Origin of the sequence: Paenibacillus sp. Soil750, from assembly GCF_001428045.1 — a bacterium.
Classification (GTDB): Bacteria; Bacillota; Bacilli; order Paenibacillales; family NBRC-103111; genus Paenibacillus_E; species Paenibacillus_E allorhizoplanae.
This window is the reverse complement of record NZ_LMSD01000023.1, coordinates 272,581-297,268: the sequence shown is the minus strand read 5'-3', so window position 1 is coordinate 297,268 and position 24,688 is coordinate 272,581. Positions and strand designations below refer to the sequence as shown.

The 24,688-nt window shown below is 45.2% G+C and carries 16 protein-coding genes; 5 read left to right on the top strand and 11 right to left on the bottom strand.

Annotated elements, in window-relative coordinates; genetic code table 11:
• Positions 1-18: 18 nt before the first annotated feature.
• Together ASL11_RS21430 and ASL11_RS21425 are read right to left on the bottom strand one after the other, a co-directional pair.
• On the bottom strand, positions 19-1,164 hold the full coding sequence (locus ASL11_RS21430) for a glycoside hydrolase family 88 protein (protein ID WP_235550532.1): 1,146 nt from the start codon (positions 1,162-1,164) through the stop codon (positions 19-21).
• Positions 1,165-1,182: 18 nt separating this feature from the next.
• A complete protein-coding gene (locus ASL11_RS21425) occupies positions 1,183-2,088 on the bottom strand; it encodes an aldo/keto reductase (protein WP_056619402.1) in 906 nt (301 codons plus the stop codon).
• A gap of 178 nt (positions 2,089-2,266) precedes the next feature.
• On the opposite strand from ASL11_RS21425, the gene ASL11_RS21420 reads away from it, so the two are divergent.
• Positions 2,267-3,145: an AraC family transcriptional regulator gene (locus tag ASL11_RS21420; protein WP_056619398.1), complete on the top strand. Its 879-nt coding sequence runs from the start codon at positions 2,267-2,269 to the stop codon at positions 3,143-3,145.
• Between the two features lie 106 nt (positions 3,146-3,251).
• Here the strand turns inward: ASL11_RS21420 and ASL11_RS21415 are convergent, their stop codons facing one another.
• Together ASL11_RS21415 and ASL11_RS21410 are read right to left on the bottom strand one after the other, a co-directional pair.
• On the bottom strand, positions 3,252-3,605 hold the full coding sequence (locus tag ASL11_RS21415) for a hypothetical protein (RefSeq protein WP_056619395.1): 354 nt from the start codon (positions 3,603-3,605) through the stop codon (positions 3,252-3,254).
• A 381-nt stretch (positions 3,606-3,986) separates the two neighbouring features.
• Positions 3,987-5,660 (bottom strand): ribonuclease J, encoded by a 1,674-nt coding sequence (locus ASL11_RS21410; protein WP_056619392.1) that lies wholly within the window; start codon positions 5,658-5,660, stop codon positions 3,987-3,989.
• A gap of 347 nt (positions 5,661-6,007) precedes the next feature.
• Here ASL11_RS21410 and ASL11_RS21405 point away from each other — a divergent pair, with 347 nt between their 5' ends.
• Positions 6,008-6,817 carry a hypothetical protein gene (locus ASL11_RS21405; RefSeq protein ID WP_056619389.1) on the top strand — a complete coding sequence of 270 codons (810 nt, stop codon included), beginning with the start codon at positions 6,008-6,010 and terminating at the stop codon, positions 6,815-6,817.
• A gap of 156 nt (positions 6,818-6,973) precedes the next feature.
• Positions 6,974-7,348, top strand: coding sequence for a WGxxGxxG family protein (locus tag ASL11_RS36620; protein WP_157257005.1), 375 nt, complete (start codon positions 6,974-6,976; stop codon positions 7,346-7,348).
• A gap of 245 nt (positions 7,349-7,593) precedes the next feature.
• On the opposite strand, the gene ASL11_RS21395 is transcribed toward ASL11_RS36620, so the two are convergent.
• Positions 7,594-10,176 carry a GH116 family glycosyl-hydrolase gene (locus ASL11_RS21395; RefSeq protein ID WP_056619382.1) on the bottom strand — a complete coding sequence of 861 codons (2,583 nt, stop codon included), beginning with the start codon at positions 10,174-10,176 and terminating at the stop codon, positions 7,594-7,596.
• A 144-nt stretch (positions 10,177-10,320) separates the two neighbouring features.
• Here ASL11_RS21395 and ASL11_RS21390 point away from each other — a divergent pair, with 144 nt between their 5' ends.
• Entirely contained in the window at positions 10,321-11,199 is an 879-nt protein-coding gene (locus ASL11_RS21390; protein WP_056619379.1) for an AraC family transcriptional regulator, read from the top strand.
• A gap of 39 nt (positions 11,200-11,238) precedes the next feature.
• On the opposite strand, the gene ASL11_RS21385 is transcribed toward ASL11_RS21390, so the two are convergent.
• The 4 genes from ASL11_RS21385 to ASL11_RS21370 form a co-directional block, all read right to left on the bottom strand.
• Positions 11,239-17,502, bottom strand: a complete 6,264-nt coding sequence (locus ASL11_RS21385) for an OmpL47-type beta-barrel domain-containing protein (protein WP_056619376.1) — start codon at positions 17,500-17,502, stop codon at positions 11,239-11,241.
• 94 nt (positions 17,503-17,596) lie between these two features.
• On the bottom strand, positions 17,597-19,153 hold the full coding sequence (locus ASL11_RS21380) for a DUF3502 domain-containing protein (RefSeq protein ID WP_056619374.1): 1,557 nt from the start codon (positions 19,151-19,153) through the stop codon (positions 17,597-17,599).
• Positions 19,154-19,224: 71 nt separating this feature from the next.
• Positions 19,225-20,133, bottom strand: coding sequence for a carbohydrate ABC transporter permease (locus ASL11_RS21375; protein WP_056619371.1), 909 nt, complete (start codon positions 20,131-20,133; stop codon positions 19,225-19,227).
• 12 nt (positions 20,134-20,145) lie between these two features.
• Entirely contained in the window at positions 20,146-21,048 is a 903-nt protein-coding gene (locus ASL11_RS21370) for an ABC transporter permease (RefSeq protein WP_056619368.1), read from the bottom strand.
• A 271-nt stretch (positions 21,049-21,319) separates the two neighbouring features.
• Between ASL11_RS21370 and ASL11_RS35945 the strand changes: the two genes are divergently transcribed.
• Positions 21,320-22,228 carry an AraC family transcriptional regulator gene (locus tag ASL11_RS35945; protein ID WP_162261661.1) on the top strand — a complete coding sequence of 303 codons (909 nt, stop codon included), beginning with the start codon at positions 21,320-21,322 and terminating at the stop codon, positions 22,226-22,228.
• Here the strand turns inward: ASL11_RS35945 and ASL11_RS21365 are convergent.
• Together ASL11_RS21365 and ASL11_RS21360 are read right to left on the bottom strand one after the other, a co-directional pair.
• Positions 22,122-23,168 (bottom strand): SGNH/GDSL hydrolase family protein, encoded by a 1,047-nt coding sequence (locus ASL11_RS21365; RefSeq protein WP_056619365.1) that lies wholly within the window; start codon positions 23,166-23,168, stop codon positions 22,122-22,124. The genes ASL11_RS35945 and ASL11_RS21365 overlap by 107 nt on opposite strands.
• A 52-nt stretch (positions 23,169-23,220) precedes the next feature.
• Positions 23,221-24,471: an FAD-dependent oxidoreductase gene (locus tag ASL11_RS21360; RefSeq protein ID WP_056619362.1), complete on the bottom strand. Its 1,251-nt coding sequence runs from the start codon at positions 24,469-24,471 to the stop codon at positions 23,221-23,223.
• Between the last annotated feature and the right edge of the window lie 217 nt (positions 24,472-24,688).

Here is a 24,688-nt window from a genome sequence, read left to right as displayed (position 1 = left end):
AAGGTATACGTCTAATTCCTACCAGAAGGTGTCGTGTACGCCGCGTAGTTTGCAAACTGCCTCTGCGAAGAAGAAGTCACCATAGATCATCGGTACATTCACATGGGCATTCCGAGGCCGATTAGCGGTTCCCAATCTCAGAATGGCTTCCTCGTTCGGATCGTCCCACGCCGTATAATTTTCGTTTAATTTAAAAATTAATTTCTCAGCCGCACGGCGATAGAACTCAGCTTCACGCTCAGGTACCAGCAAACTCAATTCTAACATGCCCGTAGCTGCGCAAGCTGTCGAGCTCGAGTCCATTGCCATTCCTTCTTCCCATGGTGCTCGGAAGTCAAAGGGAGGTAACCCATCTTCAGGTACATTCGCTAGGAAGAAATGTGCTGCACGTTTAGCTGCATCGATATAGCGTTGATCTCCTGTATAGCGTGCGCTTAGGGCCATACCATATAAAGACCATGCCGTGCCTCGCGCCCAAGCAGAATCAGGCGCATAACCTTGCCCGCCAAGGGCCTCTAGTCTCTCGCCCGTTTCGGGGTCGAAACACACGATATGGTAAGTCGATCCATCTGGGCGAAGAAACTCACGCAACGTTGTATCCGCATGTAAAACTGCCACATGTTTGAAACGAGGATCTCCTGTTTCTTGGCTAGCCCAATACAGCAGCGGTAAATTCATCATGCAGTCAATAATCGCCCAACCAACTCGCTCAGGCTGGTTCCAAGCACGAATGAAACCGCCTTTCACATTCAAACGACCAACGAGATGACTAGCTACCGTCAATGCCCTCCGCTTCGAATCTTCATTGCCGAACAGCTTGTATTGGGCCACGGAAGAGGGGCTCCACATAAAGCCAACATCATGGTGCAGTGGATAAAAGTCGGCGATCACCGTGTCCATTTTAACTTCAATCTGAGCAGCTGTTTCTTTGAGGCTTTCATTCTTGGTCTCACGATATACCATCCAAAGAAGACCTGGCCAGAAGCCATTCGTCCACCAATCAGCCGCTTCTCTGTTGTACTTGCCATTCTCCGAAATGTAGGGGAATTCAGTGCCAATAGACGCATTCATGTGTTCAACTTTGTTTACAATTTGATTCCAAACTTTATCCAACCATCGTGCATGCACGGCATCCGCTTTCATATTTGCTTCTAACTTAGACATGGGCTTATCATTCTCCTTTTACCACTGTAGTTGCTGACCTGGGAATAAAGACAGCAAGCGATCTAATTCATGTTGCAGGATACCTACGCCATCGCAATAACTGGCATTTAGTCCTAGCGATCGCAAGGAAGTAGTTCCAGTTAACGTTACCGTAATGTCAGGGCTAGCAAGGCTGAAGCGCATCGCAGGCTCAATTAATCCTTTCGGCTCTGACTTACGAAGGAAAGCTAACTGATCGATTCGTTGTTGCGCTTCGTTATATAAAGGCGAATCTGTCTTGATGAATGGCGCTGGGGCTTCTGCCAGAAGACCCATGCCGAGCACGCTGCCGTTAATAACGGCGACATTATGCTGTTTCGCCGTCGGTAGAAGCTCATCCATAGCCGTATAGTCGATCAACATATAACGGCAGAAGGTTTGCACGGAATCGATGTGGCCAGATCGAATAAATGGCAGCAATAGCGACGGATTGAAAGCATTAACTCCGATAGCCCGCACTTTGCCTTGCTCCTTCAACTTCAGAAAAGCCGGGATCGTTTCGTTCATCCCCATTTCTGCATTCAACTCTGAAAGCTCATGCATCTGAATAAGATCGACATAATCCGTCCCTAATCGCTTCAGACTATCTTCCACAGACTGAATCGTATTCTCGTATGTATAAGGAGTACCTCGCATAACCGCCTTTGTCGCAAGAAAAATTTGTTCTCTCTTGCCCTGAATCGCCTTCCCAATTCGTCTTTCACTTTCACCTGCACCATATAAAGGCGCTGTATCGATGAAATTGATTCCTAATTCCAAAGCCCGACCGATTACTTCAATGACTTGTTCATCCGTAACCGGACCGAAATCTCCACCAAGCGGAGCGCCTCCAAGTCCAAGCTTTGAAACTCGCATTCCTGTTCTGCCAAATGACGTGTATTCCAAAATAATCGCATCCTTTTTTCATGATTGTTCGAACTTACAATGTCTTCATTATATGAAATCTGCCCGTGTCAAAGTTATTCTCATTCGCATAAAATTGTTGTTTTCTTGTCATGTTTTCATAGATCATGTTACACTAAGCTCGCTGGACAATTCTATGCAATGATGGGGGAAACATCGAATGAAATTATTGGAAGATGTTGAATTACATGAAACTCCCTTTCGCTTCAGTTATCGCAAATTCACAACTGATTTATATAAAGGATTTCACCATTGTCATCAAGGAATGGAGCTATTATTCGTTCATCAAGGCACCGGTCAAATCGTGGTGAATCGCCAAGTATATTCGATTAAATCGGGTACGTTCCTCTACCTGCAACCCTATCAACTGCATAACATACAGGTTCATGTACAACCAGACTCACCATTTGAGCGCACGATTGTCACATTAGAGCCTTCGATATTTGAACACTATTTCTCTTCATTCCCCCACTTAGAGCGTTATTTTCAGCATCTGTGGAAAAATGAAGTCCAAGAACAGGTTCTCCAAAATGTTGACCAAACGCGGTTTATCTGCGAGTTATTCCTACATTACAATGCTAATTTCGCCAATTATCAGGAGCATGAAAAACAACATAACTTCGCTTTAATGCTTCTGCAAATATTTCATTTTCTCTATGCTAAAGGATTTGGTAATCCCGTTGAGAATAACTTACATCCGCAAAGACAGCTTCGCTATTCAGAAAAAGTAATGAATTGGCTGGAAGGACATTATTCCGATGATCTATCCCTTGATACCTTAGCAGAGCATTTGCATATATCCAAGTATTATGTGTCTCGCATTTTCAAACAAGAAACCGGCTCAAGTCTAATGGCATATATCCTTGCAAGGCGAATACGGCAAGCTTGTCTACTCTTACATATTACCAACAAAGGGGTAGAACAGATCAGTATTGAAGTAGGCATGAATAACTTCCCTTACTTTTGTCAAGCTTTCAAAAAGCTTGTGGGTACAACGCCAATGAAATATAGAAACAAAACAGCAACAAAATTGACATAAGATAAAATAACCGGTACTGAATTTCTCAGTCCGGTTTTTGTGTATATACCATTGCTATCCTACTGTCTGCTTATCCGCATTGAGGGCTCGGACGGACAACACGCTGTCATTCCCAGTACCTTTCCAGACAGCTGTAACCGTGCGACTTTCCCCCGGCAGCAGATGGAATCCGCTGTGGCTGATATAGACCGATCCTTCGGCATAGAGTACTGTCTATAGTCACGCTCATCGTCGGAAACGAGCTCACAAATTCTTTGTGATATTGCCCATGTTCCTTCAAATATTTGAAGGTTGGAAGCATATCCTTGCTAATTCCTTCATCAATTGCGGAAGATAGCAAGGAATCCACATGTATGAAGATAACCGGTTTTACCGAGTTGGGTTTATCTATCGCTTTCATTTGGACGAGATCAGGTATCGATTCATAACATTCACATCCGGTACTATTATTCACCATCATACTTAATATCTTCCAAAAAGTATTAAATAATTCACTCTAACCTGAAATCCCCAGCTCTTAAGCAATCTCCCGCTACGTCCGCTGTTATCACCTTTGAAACAATATACAGAACAACCTCACTTAGATTGAAGTGAGGTTGTTTGTTGAGACTTATATTATTCATTAGCCACCAGAATTATTATTTGCATCATCAATATCGTTATTTCTGCTGTTTTTGTTATTGTTACTTGGCTTTTGGTTTTTTTGCTTTGCTGATTTTACGCTCTTTTTCTGGTTCGTCATGACTTTAGCCCACCCATCTTGAGTAATTTGAAACACAGATATTATATGTTTTTAGAATTAATTTACACCATCCATATAGTGGTCGTTATTTCACGAATATTAAACCTGAATGATAATTGGCAATATCATTGGCCTTCTTTTGGTCTGGGTATATAAATATTTGCCAATCGCTTCTTTTAGAGCTTGCTTATAAAGCCCCCATTGATTCGTTTTCGCATCTTGTAGTTGAGTGATTGTAGTTAATGCAATCCGGTGTACATCCTCCATCAATCCCTCGGATTCTTTAACATAGACGAATCCGCGGGATATGATATCTGGCCCCGATACAACTTTCCCATCCGACTTACTCAGGGTAAGCACAAAAATTAATATCCCGTCTTCAGATAAAACTTTTCGATCTCGTAACACAATATGACCTACATCTCCAATACCAAGCCCATCAACTAATGTATTTCCATTTGGAACATGACGCTCTTTACGAGCTTTGGAGCTTATAAAGTCTACAACCTCGCCGTTATTGATAATAAAAATGTTATCAGAATCTACACCAACTGCTTCAGCTAATAAACGGTGCTGATGAAGCATTCGGTATTCCCCATGTATAGGGATAAAGTATTTTGGCTTCATTAATGTCAGCATTAGCTTTAATTCTTCTTGACTTGCATGACCAGATACATGCATTCCTGTTACGGATCCAGATCCGTAGATGACTTTAACCCCTCTTGCAAACAAGTTATCTACAATGCGCGATACGTTTCTTTCGTTACCAGGAATTGGCGTTGCCGCAAGTATAACTGTATCACCTGGGGAAACTTCGACTTGACGGTGTGTACCGCTGGCCAAGCGGGCTAATGCTGCCATGGGTTCCCCTTGACTTCCCGTACAGAGGATGACGAGCTCATCTGGAGAATAGCGATTCACATCTTGAGCTTCAATTAACATATCAGGGGGCATTCTCAAGTAGCCTAGGGATACAGCAATGTCTACGACATTGACCATGCTTCTTCCTAAAAGAGCGATTCTACGGTTCGTTTTCTCTGCTGCGACAATGACTTGCTGTAACCTGTTGACGTTAGATGCGAAGGTCGATAAAAATATTTTTCCAGTAGCCTTTGCAAATGCTTCCTCAATATGATCACCAACAAAGCGTTCAGAAGGTGTGAATCCTGGCCGCTCAGCATTCGTACTTTCGGAAAGTAGAGCAAGTACACCATTTTGGCCAATAGCTGCCATTTTATGTATATCCGCATATTGTTCGTTTACCGGTGTTAAATCAAATTTGAAATCTCCAGTATGCACGACAGTCCCTTGCGGGGTATCGAAGACGATACCTAGGCAATCAGGAATGCTATGGTTCGTTCGAAAAAAACTTAGTGGAATGGCACCTAAAATAAGGCTAGAATTTGCATCAATCTCATGCAAAGTAGTCGTGTTAAGAAGACCATGTTCTTTAAGTTTCCCCTTTATAAGGCCAAGGGTAAGACGTGTAGCATAAATTGGCATGTTCAACTGTTTGATTATATAGGGAATACCACCAATATGATCCTCGTGTCCATGAGTTATAACCAAACCCCTTACCTTATCTCTATTTTCAAGTAAGTAGGAGATATCAGGGATAATTAGATCTATTCCCAACAGGCTTTCATCTGGAAATTTGGCCCCACAGTCAATAATGACGATATCATCGTTATATTGAATAACGTACATATTTTTACCAATTTCATTTACACCACCGAGGGCAATGATGGAAAGCTTATCCTGGTTTGAGCCCAATATAAAGACCTCCATAGCTTGTACGATTAAGTTGTAGGTAAATTCCGACGCTTAACAATGGTACATATAAAACATTTCGCTTTTTTTCCTTTTAACACTTGCTCATTCTCGCAAAGTAAACAACGCATGTGATCACCTCTGTTGTATTGTGTCCAAAAGAAATAATCAAAAATTCACTTTACAGTTACTTTATTCTATATCTAGTTACTATCTGTCCCCGACCATGGACGCTCTGTCGGTAACGTAGGGGTAAATAACCATAAATTCACAGGATAAAAGCAGGTTGAATCCTTATAATAATGTAGGCTTCTACGGCCAAGATAGATAATCTAGGAGGGACTATTCAAATGAATCAATTCGGACAGCAAAGCCAAAACAATGCATCTCAATCATCTTATACAAACGGATACGCTAATTCGTATACTTCGCAGGACCCGGTCATTTCTCATTACGGTGGCTATCAAACTCAACATACACAGGACAACGCATTTACACAGAATGCTTCACAACCAGTCATTTCTCATTTTGGAGGTTACCAGGCTCAAAATCGGGAGCAGAGCGGACAGCCTTACCATCTTTCTCAAATGAATGCTTTCTCTCAAAGCGCCTCACAGCCTGTCATTTCTCACTTTGGCGGTTATCAGGCACAGAATTCCCAGAACAACATGCAGCCTAGCCATGCATCCCAAATAAATGCTTACTCTCAAAGCGCCTCACAGCCTGTCATTTCTCACTTTGGCGGTTATCAGGCACAGAATTCCCAGAACAACATGCAGCCTAGCTATGCATCCCAAATTAATGCTTACTCTCAAAGCGCTTCACAGCCTGTCATTTCTCATTACGGCGGCTACCAAGCACAGAATTCCCAGCACAGCATGCACCCTAACCATATATCCCAAATGAATGCTTATTCTCAAAACGCCTCACAACCGGTCATTTCTCATTACGGTGGCTACCAGGCACAGAATTCCCAGAACAGCATGCAGCCTAACCATGCATCTCAAATGAATGCTTATTCTCAAAACGCCTCTCAGCCGGTCATTTCTCATTACGGCGGCTATCAGGCACAGAATTCCCAGAACAGCGGATATCCACAACAAGGATCCATACAGTCATCACAACCGGTCATCGCGCATTACGGTTATAGCAGTAACTAATTAGTCGAATAGTAAATTGAGGACCTTCACCTCTAGTGTTAAGGGAGATGAAAGTCCTCTTTATTCTGTGCCAATAACTCCCCCATTAGAAATGGCCACTGTTGAACATCCTAACTAGTGTTGTCAAATAAAGATTTGAGAGGAGATAGGGACATTATGAAAAAGGTTCAAACTCTTACGTTTGCTATTTTATTAACATCAGCATTAAGTTTTGGAACAGTTGGAGCACATGAAAATGCAGGTGTTGGAATGAATTCTTCAACAAGTATAAATACAAATAATAATGTGAATAATTACAGTCCATATGGTACAAATACAGGAACGATTAGTTCACCTCCTGCGTTTCCCAGTACTAAGCTAAACCAAACCAATTACGGAACTGGGCTAAATTCTTACTCTACTAATAATTCTATCCGCGCTTATGATACTGCAAATTCGGGATCGAATGCTTCGAACTGGGGTTGGCTTGGATTGCTTGGTCTGATTGGCTTAGCTGGAATGAGATCAAGAAATAACGTTGGAGAAAGATAAGCTTTTAACTTCATTCTGCTGTCTCCTTCGCTCAAATGTTTTCCGAAAAACTGAAAATGGGAAGCTCCCGCTTCCCTAATCCCGTTCCAATCCGTCATACTATATTGAAACAGTTTGACAGTCGGGTAAATCAGGAATAACACCAGCAACCCAATCGGCAAAGCCAGAAAAGAAAAAATAAGCACTCTCTTTTGCATCATGTCATTCATGTGAGTCCCTGCCTTATATCATAGTTATTTGTTTATCTATGAACGGAGCTTTATTACAAGCGGATGTGTCGTATCTAGCGTATACCCACCAGCAAAATGTATGTCATTACCTTCGATTGTGTACGCCAAGTTATCGCCATTCCATTGAATTTGTTCAATAGCAATGAGTTGCTCTACGGGAAGTTTAAATACCTTTAAGTGGAGTTGCCCCCCTAAAATTTGAAGGCGTAGTTGCTCCTCACGTTTCTCGAAGGTCCCCCAGCCTGCATCGAGCGACCAGAAGGTACGGAATATCCCCTCTTTGTATTGTACGGGGTTGAAACCGATCATACCTGTAACCATATTGTACTCAAATCCGCTGAAAGCCTGCAGCAAGGAGTAGCTAGCCATCGATCTGGCGTAGTTGCTGCCGCACTCGATCTCGTTCCACGGATTGCGCTTTTCGCCGTCGTAACGATCACGAATTGCTTGAACGATGGACATCCCCTCATCAATGAATCCTTCCTGAATCATGTGCGATGCTGCTTGATATTCAAAACCCGTCATTGTTTCCGTATTGTACGTCAATGGAATCGCTGGTTTGCTTACTCCTTCGGGCCATGTGCAGATCACAAGTCCCCCCTCATCACCCAGCGAGTACAACCTCCAGGTATTGGCCTCGTGTCTCATACTGGTTTTAAAATTATACTGATACAGTGACTGCAAGGCGGTGCGAGTTTGGCCTTTATCAAAAATCTCGCCTAACCCCGATAAATTAGCATGCCACTGCGCAATGACCTGGTCGATCACACAGCCTTCGGCAACCTGATATTTGATTTCCCCTAATTCCACATTCCAATAGTGACGAACCGTTTCCTCGTCGAATTGATCTAGCAAGGATTTATCCGATAAATCCACTTGTTGAACGTAATACTGGCCATTGAATAGGTGCTCATCTACCCACTGTTTACCGGTTTGAAACAAGTTGCTGAACTCCTCTGATGTCTTCTGATCGCCTAAGAACTCAGCCATTTCAGCTCCCGCTTTGAGCGCAGCCAAATAAAATCCGCTCAACCAGGAGTTTGGACCGTAAAGCTCCATATCCAACGTATGGTGTTGTCTGCCTACAAGAACTCCTCTCTTTTCGGTGTCCCACTTGTCCTCATTGGTGTCAGACCAAGCGTATTCAATCGATTGCTTGATGGCGGGCCAGACAGATCGCAACCACGCCGTATCTCCTGATATTTTCCAATCGCGATAAGCTTTCATGACGCCGCCGAATTGTCCATCTGCACAAGCACGGAAGTCCATCCTCTCGCGACCTAGCGGGAGCATCAAGCGGAATGACATTCTACCATCATCGCGTTTGTTGTACGTGAAATCTAGATCCCTCATGCTGCGTTCCAGCCTCGGAAACAAAAACGGCATTGCGTAAGCGTAATTCCACACATGCGTACAAGATCCTTCGCAACACCCAGTGTCCTCGATGACGCCTTCAAATCCATAAAAAGAACCATCGGTTAGACGTAAGCTAGTCGCCGACTTAAGGACAGATAAGTTCGCGGAAACCGCGTCTTTGACAACGTCAGGCACGGTGGAAGAAAACAGAGCTTCTTTAAATTTAAGTGTCTCTCCGACTAAACGCTTCCAATGTTTAAAAGCATACTTCGCGCTTGCCCGAGAATCTTCAAATAGGGTTGCATAGTAATTTCGCCAGACATTAGGACCATCTGGATTCGGATTCCAATAATTATTCACATTCGGGAAGCTCCAACTGATTGTGAATCTGATCTTTTTCTTCTCGCCAGGCATCAGTTCCGTATGCGCAGCTAGCGATGCCGTATCTCTCCTGCGCACAGGTGGCTCATCCTCGCGGTACTGCCTGTTGTTCAAGTGCCCAGGCTGCGTGAAGTCATGCCAGAACATCTCAAGATTATCGCACCACCCGCCACGGTACCAGAATTCTTGGTAGCTAATATCTGCCGCATCTGTGGCAATCGTTATATCGCCAAAATAAGGATCTTCACTGTTAAACTGATTCGATCCTAACAGGATCGAATGGACGCCATCGCTTTCACTGTACTGGTGAACAACCTTTTCTGTTGGAATCGGATTACCGGCAGACAGACAAAGCGTATACATGAGTGGGACATCCTCCGTATTTTCCAGCTCCCACTCGAAAAAGGCAGCGGGAATACTGGAATCATCCTCTTGAAGGGGGATAAATGGATTAAAAGCTACTAATTCAATACGTCCTGGGAACTTTGATTCCGCAAACGACATTTCGGCAAATGGGAATTCTCCCCTGAACTCAACTTCTTCGAAATGCGGCATGCCTGCCATTGTCTGGCTCTCCGGTCCGAAGCCATATCCGCTATGTAAAGGAGCGTTTCGAACGTGTTCGCCAACGTAGGATGCTTGCAAATCTCCGTTTATCACGCGTGCATCCAGAATTTTCCCCTGACTTTCTGCTTTTATTGCAAAGTGGCTAAAACCGTTGAAACTCTTTTTGTTTGGGCGATTAAAAATTTCCCAGTCCACCAATCTTCCATTCCCCGACAAACCTATGCATCCGCTTCCTATTCCACCTATTGGAAAGCTGATTTCTCTTGTTTTGGCGCCTTTATACACGTTTTTCATGTGTTTCCTCCGATTGTAAAATGGTATACTAAAGTTATCTACTCCCTTTATCATAATGTAAAAACAGACTAAATTCTTTGTGGATAAAACGCTTTTTTTATGTAAAAAACAACTGCAATTGCATCCTGAAAGAGGTGTACATTTGTGATTTTAGAAAATTATGCGGTAGCTCCTTTTATTCGAATCGCGGGTTATGCAGTCCGACCTCCGTTTATTTTAGGTGAACGCAGCTTGCTGGATTACATCCTCTTTTATGTGCAAGAAGGTCAGTTTGAGATTCAACTGGGCGGTGATACCCATATGTTGAAGGAAGGCGACCTATGTCTGTTTCAGCCTGGTGATGTGCATACCATCAAGGGGATTACCTCTACGATTAATCCATATATTCACCTTGATTTTTTCTATAATCCATTAAGGGAAAGCAGCTTTGTAACTCTGCCTGGGCAATTGGACATGACTCCCTACGCCTCTTATATGCAACCTAGGATGCATGATTGCCAGGATCTCCGAATCCCTTTTAAGCTGGAGACGGCCCACTCGCATAAAATGAGAGATCTGGTGCTGAAAATGATCGAGTGCTGGCAGTCTCAAACGTATACAGGCGTCATGGAAGCCAATCAGCTTGCCCACGAATGGCTGACTATTATATTCAAAATCTACATGAAACCCCAAACGGCATCGGTATCTCCACAGCCCTTTATGAACTGGATCACGTCTTATTTTGCATTTCACATTTCCGAACCCATCAACGTCATCGATATGGCAAAGAGAGCCGGGCTTTCGCCATCTAGATTTAACGTGCTCTTCAAACAACATTTTGGCACGACACCTTACCAATATTTGTTGCATTTACGCATCGAGCATGCGCGAGAATTATTATACGAGGGCGTCTCTATTCAGAAAGTGAGCGAATACTGCGGCTTTACGGATGTTCATCATTTCTCCAAAACGTTTAAATCCATCATAGGTACTAGCCCTGGTACTTATCGAAGAAACGAAAAAAAAGAATGGTCTGCCTTTTGAGCGCAGCCATTCTTTTTCAAATGATGAGATCGACTTCTTTTACAATTGAAATATAACTGTAGGATCCGTTGCTACGTTCCGTACCAGTTCTCTGTACGTCCCATTGTAAGTCATGCCAAATGTATAAGAACCAGGCAATAACTCCTTGCTGATCCCCCCGCCTGTTGTAACGCCAATCGTCTGCCAACTGCCCGCATAATAACTGGCCGTACCACCATCCAATAGATTCCCGTGGCTATCCTTTACCTGTACCGTGACCTTGACCGTCTGAAATACGACTACGGGGTCTGTTCCTGTATTTTGTACTATTTCCTTATATCTTCCCCCATACGTCATGCCAAAGGTATAGGAGCTAGGCAGTACCTCCTTGCTGATCTCGCCTCCGCTTGTATTGCCGATGGTCCGCCAGCTTCCTGCATAATACTTCACCGTACCACTATCGAGGGGATTCCCCAGACTATCCTTTAACTGTACCTTGGCCTTGACGGTCTGAAATACGACGACAGCGTCCGTTCCTGTATGTTGTACAATCTCCTTATACGTTCCCTCATACGTGATGCCAAAGGTATAGCCCTTATCCTGTAAAGATTTGCTTGCATTTCCCAAGGCATCTGTTACGCCAAAATCTTTCCATCCGCCGTCGTAGTATTTAACCACTCCGCCGTTTAAGGGATTGCCGGTACTGTCCTTGAGTTGAACCTTCACCGTTGAAGCGGCAAGATTGAAACTTACGCTCTTGGCTGTCTCACTGTTGCCCGCTAAGTCGGTCGCTCGGTACTGGAGCGTATATGCCCCCTGTTTATCAAAGGTAAGCGCGGCTGTATAAGGCGTCCATGTCGCGCCATTATTCACGCTGTAGACGACCTGCCCAACGCTAGACACGTTGTCAGTAGCGCTTAATGTGACTGTAACAGGGCTGACGTAGGTACCGCTTGGTCCGTCAGGCGCAGATGGGGCAACGACTGACGTTGTTGTTGGAGCCGTTCCGTCGATACGGACATTGACGGTTTGCGTCGCTTCCTGATTACCAGCCAAGTCCTTGCTGTAAAAATCCAGCGTGTGCACGCCTTCGGCAGCGATGGAGATCGTATTCCCAACCACGTAAGCGCTGTGATCCAAGCTGTAGAACGTGCCTGCGACGCCACTTCCCGAGTCACTCGCCGTCAAGTGAACAACCTGAGCCGTTGTCTGCCAGCCGGACGGCGCATCACTGACCGTAACGGGAGGCACATCATCGACGGTCAATGGTCTGACCTCTACGTCATCAACATAGAACGGAGTGCCGTTACCCTGAGTTTCGGTGTATAAAAACATGGTCGTTTCGGTTACAACACCCGTTTCATTAATAATCAGACTCCCTTGCACTTGTTTCCATTCTGCAGCATTTAGGGATGGACTGACGAACATAATATACTGTTTAGGCATAGGATCACCGTCTAGCTTATACTGCAAGCCGATCCTGATCGTCTCGGTGGAAGCAGGAGCAGATGCTAGTTTCGCCCAGGTTGAATAGTAATAGGGTTTGCCTTTTACAAGTGGGACAGGAAATTTAACACCTCCGTATTTATCGGTCTTCGTCAACAACAAGGACTTCTGGCCCGAATGTTGTTCCGCCGAAGTCAGGGAAGGCACTGCCTGATAAGCGTAGTTAGGAGCCGCTAATATACTGCCTTCCATGCCAGGATCTACAATCAGGTTTGAGCCTTTTACAACGTTCGTCGGTGCTGTTACCGTAACCGAGGCGATAGCTTGCTTACCCGAATCATCGGATGTTGCTTTAATTTGGGTTGTGCCCGTCCCCACGCCTGTAACGATCCCATTGGCATCGACGACCGCCACAATTGGATTCGCGGATTCCCATTTGATGAGCTTATTGGTTGCATTGGCCGGTGTTACCGTCGGAACAAGCGTTTGCTGAGTGCCGAGCGGCAAGCTGAGTGAAGTTGGTGTTAGCGACACCCCCGTAACCGCAATCGTATCATCTACGGTGACGAGCACAGATGCGACTTTTCCGCCATCTACCGTCGTTGCCGTTATCGTTGCGGTGCCTAGGCTCACGCCATACACCATGCCGTTCACATCCACAGTCGCTGCACTTGGGTTGCTCGAACGCCAGATTAATTCTTTATTACTTACATTCACTGGTGTGTACGCAGGAACCAATGCTTTGGTTTTACCAACACCTACCGTCATTGAGGTCGCACCAAAACTTATATTCGATGGATGAACCCAAACCGAACTTCCCGAATTTGTTATTGGCTTAACCGCAACGTCATCGACATAGTAAACGCCGCCTGGATTGTTAATCTCCGTATAGAGATACATTAGAACATTCGTTACGACTCCTGATTCCTGAATCGTGTAAGTACCTTCGATTTGTGTCCACTCTCCCGCTTTCAGACCAGGACTTGTGAAAATAATGAGTTGCTTGGGAGGACCCCCGTCCAAATTATATTGGATTCCCACCCTTAAAAATTCATTGGTCGTCGTGCCTGCTGCCAACTTGGCCCAAGCTGAGTACGTATACGGCTTGCCTTTTTCCACATTCACTGGAAAACTAATACTGCCGTAACGTGTCGATTTCGTGATCTTGACGGACTGATGGCCGCTATGTGATTGTGTCGTATCCTTTGCAGCAGTCGCATTCTGCAGCTTATATTGTGAAGTTGTACTTCCTTCAAATCCCGGATCTTCAATGAGATTATCTCCTTTTAGTGCAACAGTTGGCGTAATTTCCAATTGAACGGAATCCAGACTGAAGGCTCCGGAAGCCGTCGTTGGCACCACTTGGAGCTGTTTGATAGTTCCCGTCCAGGCAGCTAAGCTTGACGTATCAAACACATACTCACGATAAACGGAATCATTTGGGAGAATATAGGAAGGGATCATTTTCGCCTCATTCCAAGTGGTATCTCCGGTCGTCGTAAAATATATTTTAGCCTCTTCACCGTTTGTCATATTGTTCATTCGGACGCGAATTCGCCTAATATCCGAAGCTGCATATTCCAAATTATCCGGTGAAAGGATCGTTGGCTGGACACTTCCCGATACCCCGTTTGAAGTTCCGCTGAAGACGCCATTCGCAACGACGGGATTCGCGATCTGACTGTTAGCCGTCCAACCGCTGCTCGTCGCAAAATCCCATGTGATGGCCGTTGGATACACACTCACTGTTTGCGCAGTGGCATCCCACTTCGCCACTGCGCCAAATGCTTGGCGAAGATAGCTGAGCGGCACCATCACCGTTCCGTTCGCAAGTTTGACAGGCGCATGCTCTAACGTAATTGCCTGATTCCCCTTATAAGCTATGCTATCGCCAACCTTTACTTTATAGACGACGTTATCTTTCACAGCCAACAGAGTATTCGTCGCAGAGTCCCATTCCGGCTTTGCGCCGATTTGCAGGTACATATCTTTCATGGGAATCATGACGATGCCATCTTGTAAAAGCGCAGGCTGGCTGAACCCTTTGTAAGTGCCGTCCACGTAAGTCCGAATACCCGGCTGCGGAGAATAAATGGTTCGAATATAATCAATACTGATCGGTCCTACAGCCGAAATTGGATCGATCCGCATTTGCCGGATAGTCCCCGTCCAGTTCTTGTTTCTCCACGCCTCAATAATGTATTCCGTATAACCACTATCCAACGGATTTACAAAGAAGCCGACAGCTTTAGCCTCATTCCAGGTTCCATCTGTCTCCGTCGTGAAGAAGAAGCGGCCGTCGATATCATTCGCACTGTTCTTCATTCGAATCACAATATAAGGAATGTCCTCTGCCTTAATCCCAAGGTGATCAGCGGAACGAATGCCGGGATCGGTATTATTCGTTACCCCCGAAAAAGTGCCATCCTGTACGGTCACGCCCACAATCTGCTTTTCAACTGTCCAGCCCTCCGCATCGCCCGGCGTATTGAATTCCCACATATTCCCGTAGACGTTGGTCATCACTGCCTGGGGTTGGTTTAAATTAGGTACCACCCTCCCCGCAGGATAAAGGGTATTGATCCGATCCTTCTGGGTCTGCGTTGGCACGCTGTCCGTATGCGGTGCACTGCTTCCAAACACATTGCGAATGGCATCCACATACCCGAAACCGGCCAGCCCCGCAGGCATGATAAAGTGGCCTTCTCCAAACTCATTCCAGTTATCTAGCATCACCAGCTTCTTACCAAGACTGCCCGCAGGAAGCGATGGCATAAAGCTATCCTTCGTCCACTGTGCCAAAGACTCGAATTCCGACGGCGTAGCATAATAACCGAAGTTCAGGCGCCAAGCTGTATCATCTCTGCCCATGCTCAAACCAGGGATAATATCGATGGCGCCGGTATCCTTCTCCTGCGTCATTTTCAATTTCTGAAATTCCGGATGTCCGCCAAAGGAGCCCCAGGAATACGCATACACGCCATCAAAGCCAGCATCTTTGCGTTTCTTCAACTGCGCGTAGTCCGTCCCGTTATATACGTTCAGCAGGATAATACCTGGAATACCCGCATTGCTCACTTCGGTCCGTAAGTTATCCAGCTCCTCCTTCACATGATCGTTGCCATTGCTGTCTTTAAAAGCATTTACTAACTCGTCATAATTGTAGATTGTGAAAACAGGTTTACCGTCGATCTTCATATAACGCGAATCTTTAAAATAATATTCAATCCAGTAAGGAATCAGGTTCGTTCGGAAATCTTCAATATCCTTAACTTTGGAATTGAGGTTTTCAAACATAATGGCGAATTGGGTTTGATCGCTATACGCGCCATTAAAATAACCGTTATCCAAAGCATGGGATAAATACGAATCTTTAATCGGCATCCGATCCGTATCTCCGCCTAGCGGTCTGAACCAGCAGGACATCTGGAAATCGATGCCGTGCTCTTCCAGCCATTTCGACTCCCAATCCGCCGTTTCCGGGTTACCTTCATCATAAAAACCAAGAAGAGGAGTCCGATCCGGATAAGGCTGAATCATATCCCAGCCCAGGTGATGGCCTTCCCGCCACATCGGGCAGCTTTGGACGCCTACAAGCGGAGCGCCCTCGTTCTTACTGACGGCAACAGGAGCCGGCACATAATCGACCGGGAGGGGAACAGTTTTATACAAAAGAATATCATCGAGCCACATCTCTCCCCGATACGAAGAGGAGGTTGTAAATTTTATGCTGTCAACGGCTGTCACGCCTGAAGCGAGCGCCACACCTTGCTTAACAAGCTTATCATTGATATAAATATCCGCTGTAGCCGTCGCCCAGTTCACCTTGATCTGAATGTGCGTCCACAGATTCGCTAAATACTTGTAATCCAGCGGGACAGGTTGCCCGCTGTTGTTGACATAAGCCAAATAATCCCCCGCCGTCGTTAATTTAATGACACTCGTCGTTCCACTCTTAAGTTCGGCTTCCAATCCATCCTCCTTCTGCTTAAAGAGAACCTTGTAGTCATAGGTAAAGTTATCCGACATGGGCGAAATCGTTTTGGTCAGGCTCATACTGCCTGTAGCCGTGCTTGCGCTCAACTTCATGCTGTTAATGTCTGGCTGCGGGGAACTAAGCATGCTACCGACCGTGATGGCGCCGCCCGACGTAACCGCTGTCCAATCCTGCGGAATCGCACCGCCGTTAACGACCGATATGAGCCTCTCATTCACCGCGTACCCTCGATAGATTTTCAAAGGCCCAAAGTAGAATTCCCCCATGGAGGCATCGCCTGTTCTTACTTGAAACTGATTTAGATCCGCTACGGTATTTTTAAAGGTTGCACCGTTCGCCTTCCTCACACCATTGATATACACATCAGTAGTGTGTGTGTTCAGGTTGATAACGACCTTAATGCCATATTCGATGTTTGCCGCATAGGTTTGCAGAGGAACAACAGTGTTTATGCCGGTCTCCAGACTAAGCGTATTGTTTTGCGTAATTAAGCTGACGCCTACGACCTCATTGCTGAGCAACTGCCATTTCAAGCCATCTATGATGGACAAAGGCTTAATTCGAAATTCCATAGTCAAACTGCCTTCGCTTTGCGAAACAAATTTCTTATTCATAGAAACGGGCAGCACCGTGCTCGTATCGCTGATTTTGAAATTCGTGTTGTACATGGAGACCAACGCCCCTCCTGCAGCGCGAACATCCCACCCGGATGGCTGACTATTCCCTGGCGTCAAGGCGGATAAGAACGAGAAATCCTCATCAATGACATACCCAACTTCCGGAGTTGCTCCTTCCGCACGAGCACGAGAAGGCTCAAATATAGTTGTGAAAGCGCATACAATCAGAACTGAAACGACCATGCCTAAGAGCTTTTTAATCATCAATAAACTCCCTTTCCTAATGAATTAGCTTTTTTGACAACAATGACCCTACTTATAATTAGTAGAGTCATTGTTGTCACGAGTTTAACTTTAGTTATTTGCCTGCCTTCCAAGCATCGTATTGCTTCTGGATCTCAGCCATCACTTTGTCAATGCCAGCTTCCACCAGCTTTTTCTTCGTGTCCTCGACGTACTTCGGATAATCCGGCATGGATCCCGTCGTAAAGATCGGATTGGCCTCTTTATTGACCGCATTGATTTGCGCAATCTCCGTCTTAACCGGCTCATTATTAAAGACAAATCCGAGAAGACCCGATGCCTTACCGTTGTCGTTTGTTTTTCTCATCGCTTCTAAGGCTTTCGTTGAATTCCAGTTGGAATCCCATTGATCCCAAAGCGGTCCAAGCCAGTTGTGCCAAATCGCCCACGTTTGTTCAGCACCGCTTTTGGCTTCGATCGTTGGGTTAGCATCTTTCACCGTACCCGATTTAACGGTGTAATTTTTACCTTCAACGCCATAAGCAAGTGTATTCAATAAGTATTTATCACTCCAAATATAATCGAGCAGCATCATCGCTCTTTCTGGATTCTTCGACGTTGCACTAATCGCTGTCGCAGCAGCAGTCATGGAAGCAGTTGAAATCGTCGGCTGTGAGCTGAATGTTTCAACAGTTGGGAATCCATACGTGCTTGTCGATTTCGACCCATCCTCGGTATAACCGCCTGAATCACGCAGCACGGCATATTTCCCTGATTTCGCTTCAGCTAGATAATCCGTTTTGATTGCAGCATCTTTGGCAATATAGCCTTTCTTATAGAAATCATTCATAATGCGATAATTTTCATAATTCTGTGGAATATCAAGGGTTTTGACGAATTTACCATCCTTCTCGCTGAAAGATATGCCACCAACGACAGTTGTATAGTCGGGTAACCCTACGCCAGAGGTCGCTCCATTGGCCGTGGCAATGACGGGAATCATGTTCGGCTCATTTTCCTTAATCTGTTTCAGGAATGGCTCTAAGTCAGCAAGGCTCTTGACGTTCTTATAATCGAATTTATATTTTTCAACTAAATCTTTTTTAAATACATAGGCAGATGCCGGACTGTAAGGGGTCTGCGCAGGGATCGCCATAATCTTGCCTTTATAAGTAACAGCTTTCCAAGCGCGAGGATCTACTTTCTTCAAAATATTTTGACCATACTTCTGCAATAAGTCATCGAGGGGCATAAAAGCACCCTTTTGCACATTCGCATTCAAGTTATTGGACGAATTGGACGTAAATACGAGATCATAAGGCTCGCCGGCAGCGGATTTCAGCTTGATCTTATCTTCCCAGCCCGCATTATCAATTAAGTTAAATTTTACATTGGCATTCAATTTTTCCTTGATCAGTTTATTCGCTGCCGCTTCAACCGCTTCCTGATCCTTCATATTGTCGATCGGTTTGGGCATATACCAGCTAATCTCCACAAAATCTTTCGTCGGACTCGTACTCGCTGCTGCGCTTGCAGCTGGACTTGCAGCTGGGCTAGTGCTTTCACTCTTTTTTTCAGTTGTACTACAGCCGCTAATCACAATCGTTGTTGCAAGCAAGACGGATGTTCCTGGTCCAAACCATTTTGAAGCTTTTGTTTTTTGACCTTTCACGTGGATTGCCTCCCTTATATTGTCTTTATATAATTTACAGACGCAGCGCGTTTCTCCTGCATCTGAAACTATTAACCTTTGACAGACCCTACCGTTAACCCCTGCACAAAGTACTTTTGAAACAGTGGGAAAACAAGCAGCATCGGTCCTGCAGCCAAAATACACATCGCCATGCGAGCAGTTAATGAAGGTACTTGCATACCTGGTTTCACAAGTCCATACTGAATGGCCTCAGCCGAATTCAAATACTCCATATTTTTTAGAACACGAATAAGTAAATATTGCAGCTTCATTAAATTGCTCTGATCCATGTAAAGCAAGGTCAGCCACCAATCATTCCAGTATTGGAGAGCAAAGAACAGGCCTAATGTTGCCAGTGCCGGTTTGGATATTTGCAAAACAATTTGCGTAAATATGCGCAGCTCGCCTGCGCCATCCATTTTAGCTGACTCGATAATGGCATCCGGTATGGTCTGCAAGAATCCTTTCATGAGGAGCACGAACCAACCGCTAATCAGATACGGCAAAATGAGTGCCAGGATATTGTTGCGGAGTCCCAACCATTTCACCATGAGAATATAAGAAGGAACCATCCCCCCATGAAAGAGCATCGTGAAGAAGATGAAGAAGGCAAGGAACGTACGGTAGGAATAATCTTTGCGCGAAATCGCATAAGCGTAGGTCGTGGTTACCCACATCCCAATCAAAGAACCGATGACCGTCGTACCAATCGTAACCAGATAAGAGTTCAACAGAACAGTTGGCTCACGCAGAATCACCTTATACGCATCTAACGTAAAGTTCTTGGGAATCATGGAATACCCATATTTGATAATGTCATTTTCCGTTTGAAATGAGGTGCCGATAATGACAAGAAAAGGAAACACGCACACCGCACACAACAAGATAAATGAGATATTAATCACTAATTTTCCTATGGTCAGTGTAGGTCGTAACCGAATTACTTTGTGAGGATTCATAGTCGATGCTCCTTAGAAAAGTGAATTTTCAGGATTAATCCTTCTTACGATCGTATTGGTTAACAAAACGAGGCAAAACCCGACGATCGATTGAAAAAATCCTGCTGCTGATGCCATCCCAATGTCCCCCATATCAATCAGAGAACGATAAACGAAAGTATCAATGACATCTGTTGTCTGATAGATCAAGGATGAATTTAACGTCACATTGTAGAACAAACCGAAATCACTGTAGCAGATACTTCCGATTTGAAGGATAACCAACATGATAATCATGGGTTTGATCATTGGAACTGAGATCGAAAAAGCTTGCCTAAACTTACTCGCTCCATCAATTTTCGCTGCATCATAATACTCAGCATCAATCCCCATCAGAGCTGCGTAATAGATGACAGATCCATACCCGAGTCCCTTCCAAACAGCAGCTGCGACTAGGATGTACGGCCAATACTGAGGTTCGCTGTACCAGAGAATGGGTGCTTTACCCACAGCAACCAAGATGCTATTGATAACACCGTGATCCATATCAAACAGCGCCCTGAACGCAAAGCCAGCAACCACCCAGGAAATAAAGTAAGGAATGAACAAAATCGTTTGATACACCTTCACAAATTTTCGACTCAGCTCAAATAACAATAAGGCAATGACGATGGAGAGAAACGTCCCCAAAATAATGAAAACCATGTTATACAGGAGCGTATTGCGTAGAACACGATAAAGTACATTGCCATTAAATAGGAATCCGAAATTGTCAAACCCGACCCAAGGGCTATTCCAAATCCCCAAATTGTACTTATAATTCTTAAAAGGAAGCAGTAATCCGTAAAGCGGCACATAATTAAAGAGTAAAATCAATAGGAATCCTGGCAGTGCTAGCAGGGTCACTCCGAAATTTTTCTTGAAAATTCTTACCATCCATCCAACACATCCTAGCTTTGAAATTTTGACTGCCATCTTGGTCGATACCCCAACTTTAGGGGATGCCCTGGAGAATGTATATTATGAACTAGGTATTTTCCTCTAAAAATGTGTAGGTTAGGTCCCTTTCGACAGGATAGAAAACTCCAAATCAAGTGAGTTCCTCTAACCTTCGTAGCGATGGAACGGAAACTGCGTCGTAGCCTCCACCTAAGGCGAATGATATTGTATACTACACACATGGGAAGACATGGAGAGGAGCGTAGACATGCGAAAAGGATCTGTGCCATATCGCTATATGATCGATGAATTTCTTACTCCGTCTTTTCATTTCAGTATCTCCGAATATGAGGTAAGCCGGTTTCACAATTTGCATGGCCATGAATTTTTTGAAATGGAGATTATTTTATCTGGAAAAGGCACACAAATTTTGAACGGAGAGTCCTCCCAACTCACCCCCGGCTCGGTTTACCTTTTAACCCCTGTCGATTTCCATACCATTACTCCTGATCCTGGTTTTCCTCTTCGTTTAATTAATTTGAAATTTACCGAGGAGTGGCTCGATGAGGAATTGCGACTCTTACTCTTTAGCCAGCCTAATCGCTTGTCCGTCTGCTGCGAGGGTGAACATTTGGTTGACATCGAAAAGGAATGCCGCCGATTATTAGCGGAAAGCACAGAATCCAGAATCGGCAAAAAACAAGCGATCCGTGCCACATTGGACAGATTGCTTGTTGATCTGCTGCGTATGATTCCGACTGATCCTCAGCCAGTATTGGAAACCACTTCCAGCGATGTGCCAGAACGGATCAAACTGCGCAAAGCCCTGAACTATATCGATTTCCATTTTCGTGAACCGATTACACTAAAGCAAGCTGCGCAACACACACCATGGAGCCCGAACTATTTTAGCGAAAAATTCAGTACCATCATCGGTCAATCATTTCAGCAATATGTGCAGGAGCATAGACTTCAATTTGCCCATAGGCTCCTGCTCAATTCCAGCTTACCCGTTACGGAAATAGCACTGGCATCCGGCTTTAATTCCTTGCCTTATTTCATCCGTTGTTTTAAAAGCAAATATGGGGTGTCTCCTCGTGCTGGTCGGCGGGCTTGTGAAGTAGCGGGACAAAAGCTTGGAAATAAAGCCAGTGCCCATAATCATTCGGATGATTGATGTTGTTCAGGAGCAGACTTTCCGCCGACTTGCCAGCTGCCAGTTCCTGCTCCCAAACCGCAGTGACGTCAGCTACGCCAACACCGTATTCTCGGCCCAGCCGACGGATGATTTCCGCATACCTGCCAGTCAATCCACTGGCATACCACCATTTCGTATTCGGCAGGCAAGGCGTCACGAGCACAAGATCGCTATTGTCCAACTTCTTGACGGCCTCGATCATTTGACATAGATTGCTTTCAAAATCCTCCGGAGAAACGCCCACCCCTTCCCCATATTTGTTCTGATCGTTCATGCCGAATCCGATGATCACGAGATCGGGGTGCAAAGGAATGACATCGCGCTGTATGCGATTCTTTCCATCTTTGCTCGTTTCACCGCCGACTGATTTGTTCAACAGACGGATTCGGCTGCGCGGATAGCGTGAAGTGAGAAATTGATGAACACGGTTGAAGTACATAAACTTTTCTTCGCTAGCCTCTCCACCTGCACTAATGCTGTCACCAAAAACAACGATTGAACGCTCATCGCCGGTTTGCAATTTGGAAAGCCAGCGCTCCACCCCCGCTCGGTTCCCGCTATCGGGGGCAACGAAGCCGTCCGTAAACGGATCGTTCTCATACACATAATCCCCATACACGGTATATTCACGATTGCTGCAGTTTTTGAACACCGTATGATCAAACACCGTTTGGCCGTACAATTCGTGACGTGACCAATCTGGGATCCGGCTTTGCTCCGTCCGGCGAATGACACCTCGGTCATAATCGACGACATAGTCTATTCCCTCTGCGTAAATGATATTACCCGGATGATCCTCATCCGCATGACTCCGCAATACCATAGCCTGCTTGGCTAAAGGGCGGTATCGGATAGACATGTTCTCTTCCTTTACAAAAATGAATGCTTCCGCAGTCTGTTGGCGGCTCTCCGAATTCATGGGCACGCAACTCCTTCAATTGTAAAATCATATTTACCCGCCGTCAGATCGCTCATTGAACAAAATAAACGCCTTGCTTCTTTAATTCTTCATGCAGCTTCTCCATAGGAATGTCCCTTAGTTTGCACTTACCGTCTATGGCAATCGAAGCAGCTACCCCCGCCGCTTGACCTAGTGCGTAGCACGTAGCTTGAATTCGCATCGATGACATCGCCACATGGGTAGCGGAAATGGCGCGTCCCGCTACTAATAATCCCTCGACACTTGCAGGTACCATACAGCGATAGGGGATGTCATAGCCATCAATGTGCCGCTCATCGGTAACCTTCGCACCATCAGGACTATGGATATCGATCTCGTAGTTGGTTTGCGCCACCACATCGGGGAAACGGCGCCCTGTCATTAAGTCCTCTTCCGTCAACGTATATGAACCAACAAGCTGATTGGTCTCTCTGACTCCAGTTTGAGAAGCAACATGGGAAATGGTGTACGTTTCAAAACCATTACGTTGTAGATAATGCGCGATAGAAAAAACTTGTCTAAGACATTCCTTCTCCGCAAAATTAATATCGTCGATTTTCGCGCCATATCCTTTTACCCGACTCATATTCACTAGCAGCGTGCCATCGCCCATTCGCTCCCAGTATAAGTGTCTCCCCTGGGGCAAATCCTCTGGCTTTTCATAGTAATAACATCCTTCTGGCAAATAGGGTTGTACCGTTGCTCCGGTATTCTGCATCATAAACATCAGCGTCATGGGCTGTGTCATTCCATCCGATTCGCGACCTGTTGTGTAGGCAGCGCCAGCATCGATCGCAACACGAGCATCTCCCGTGCAATCGAGGAACACAGCTCCTTCTACTGCCCTTAGTCCTTCACGGGTGTTGATCATAACAGCCTTCAGCTGATTCTCAATGATAACGGATGATACAAAGCTTGTATGGTAGCATACCTTCACATGCTCGCGTTCCAGCTTTTCATTTAAATAATAGCGGAGCCGAAAAGGATTAAATTGATGTTCTAATCCTTCCTCATGCCCATTCGGCAGATGTGCAGAAGCAAATTCAGCAATGAGCTCCCTGTAAATGCCCGTACAATTGCCAACCTTCATAAAAATACTCACATTGCCTAGTGTCCCCATCCCGCCGAGCTGAGCCGTATGTTCAAGAAGGATCACCTTTTTTCCGCAACGTGCCCCTGCTATGGCTGCAGATACACCTGAGGGACCTCCCCCGATCACTACCAAATCAGCTCGATCGTAGACTGGAATCTGGCGGTGAAGCTCATAATGATTCGTAACCATGTGACGACCTCATTTCCCCCGATTTTTCCATATGCAATAACTCATGCTGCCTTCATACCTGCTACACAACTCCACTTTAGGTGATGATCTCGGCAAAGTATATTACACATTAAGCAGTTTCCTTCAAATTTAGTAATATCCGAAAATCGTGCAATTTTTCTGAACATACGGCAAGTTTTATCCTAACCTCTCTTTTACAATGAGTTCATTGGCACTT

Coding starts and splice junctions, on each gene's coding strand:
- ASL11_RS21430 (WP_235550532.1), bottom strand. CDS start 1,164: ATGTCTAAGTTAGAAGCAAATATGAAAGCGGATGCCGTGCATGCACGA.
- ASL11_RS21420 (WP_056619398.1), top strand. CDS start 2,267: ATGAAATTATTGGAAGATGTTGAATTACATGAAACTCCCTTTCGCTTC.
- ASL11_RS21415 (WP_056619395.1), bottom strand. CDS start 3,605: ATGATGGTGAATAATAGTACCGGATGTGAATGTTATGAATCGATACCT.
- ASL11_RS21405 (WP_056619389.1), top strand. CDS start 6,008: ATGAATCAATTCGGACAGCAAAGCCAAAACAATGCATCTCAATCATCT.
- ASL11_RS36620 (WP_157257005.1), top strand. CDS start 6,974: ATGAAAAAGGTTCAAACTCTTACGTTTGCTATTTTATTAACATCAGCA.
- ASL11_RS21395 (WP_056619382.1), bottom strand. CDS start 10,176: ATGAAAAACGTGTATAAAGGCGCCAAAACAAGAGAAATCAGCTTTCCA.
- ASL11_RS21385 (WP_056619376.1), bottom strand. CDS start 17,502: ATGATTAAAAAGCTCTTAGGCATGGTCGTTTCAGTTCTGATTGTATGC.
- ASL11_RS21375 (WP_056619371.1), bottom strand. CDS start 20,133: ATGAATCCTCACAAAGTAATTCGGTTACGACCTACACTGACCATAGGA.
- ASL11_RS21370 (WP_056619368.1), bottom strand. CDS start 21,048: ATGGTAAGAATTTTCAAGAAAAATTTCGGAGTGACCCTGCTAGCACTG.
- ASL11_RS35945 (WP_162261661.1), top strand. CDS start 21,320: ATGCGAAAAGGATCTGTGCCATATCGCTATATGATCGATGAATTTCTT.
- ASL11_RS21365 (WP_056619365.1), bottom strand. CDS start 23,168: ATGAATTCGGAGAGCCGCCAACAGACTGCGGAAGCATTCATTTTTGTA.
- ASL11_RS21360 (WP_056619362.1), bottom strand. CDS start 24,471: ATGGTTACGAATCATTATGAGCTTCACCGCCAGATTCCAGTCTACGAT.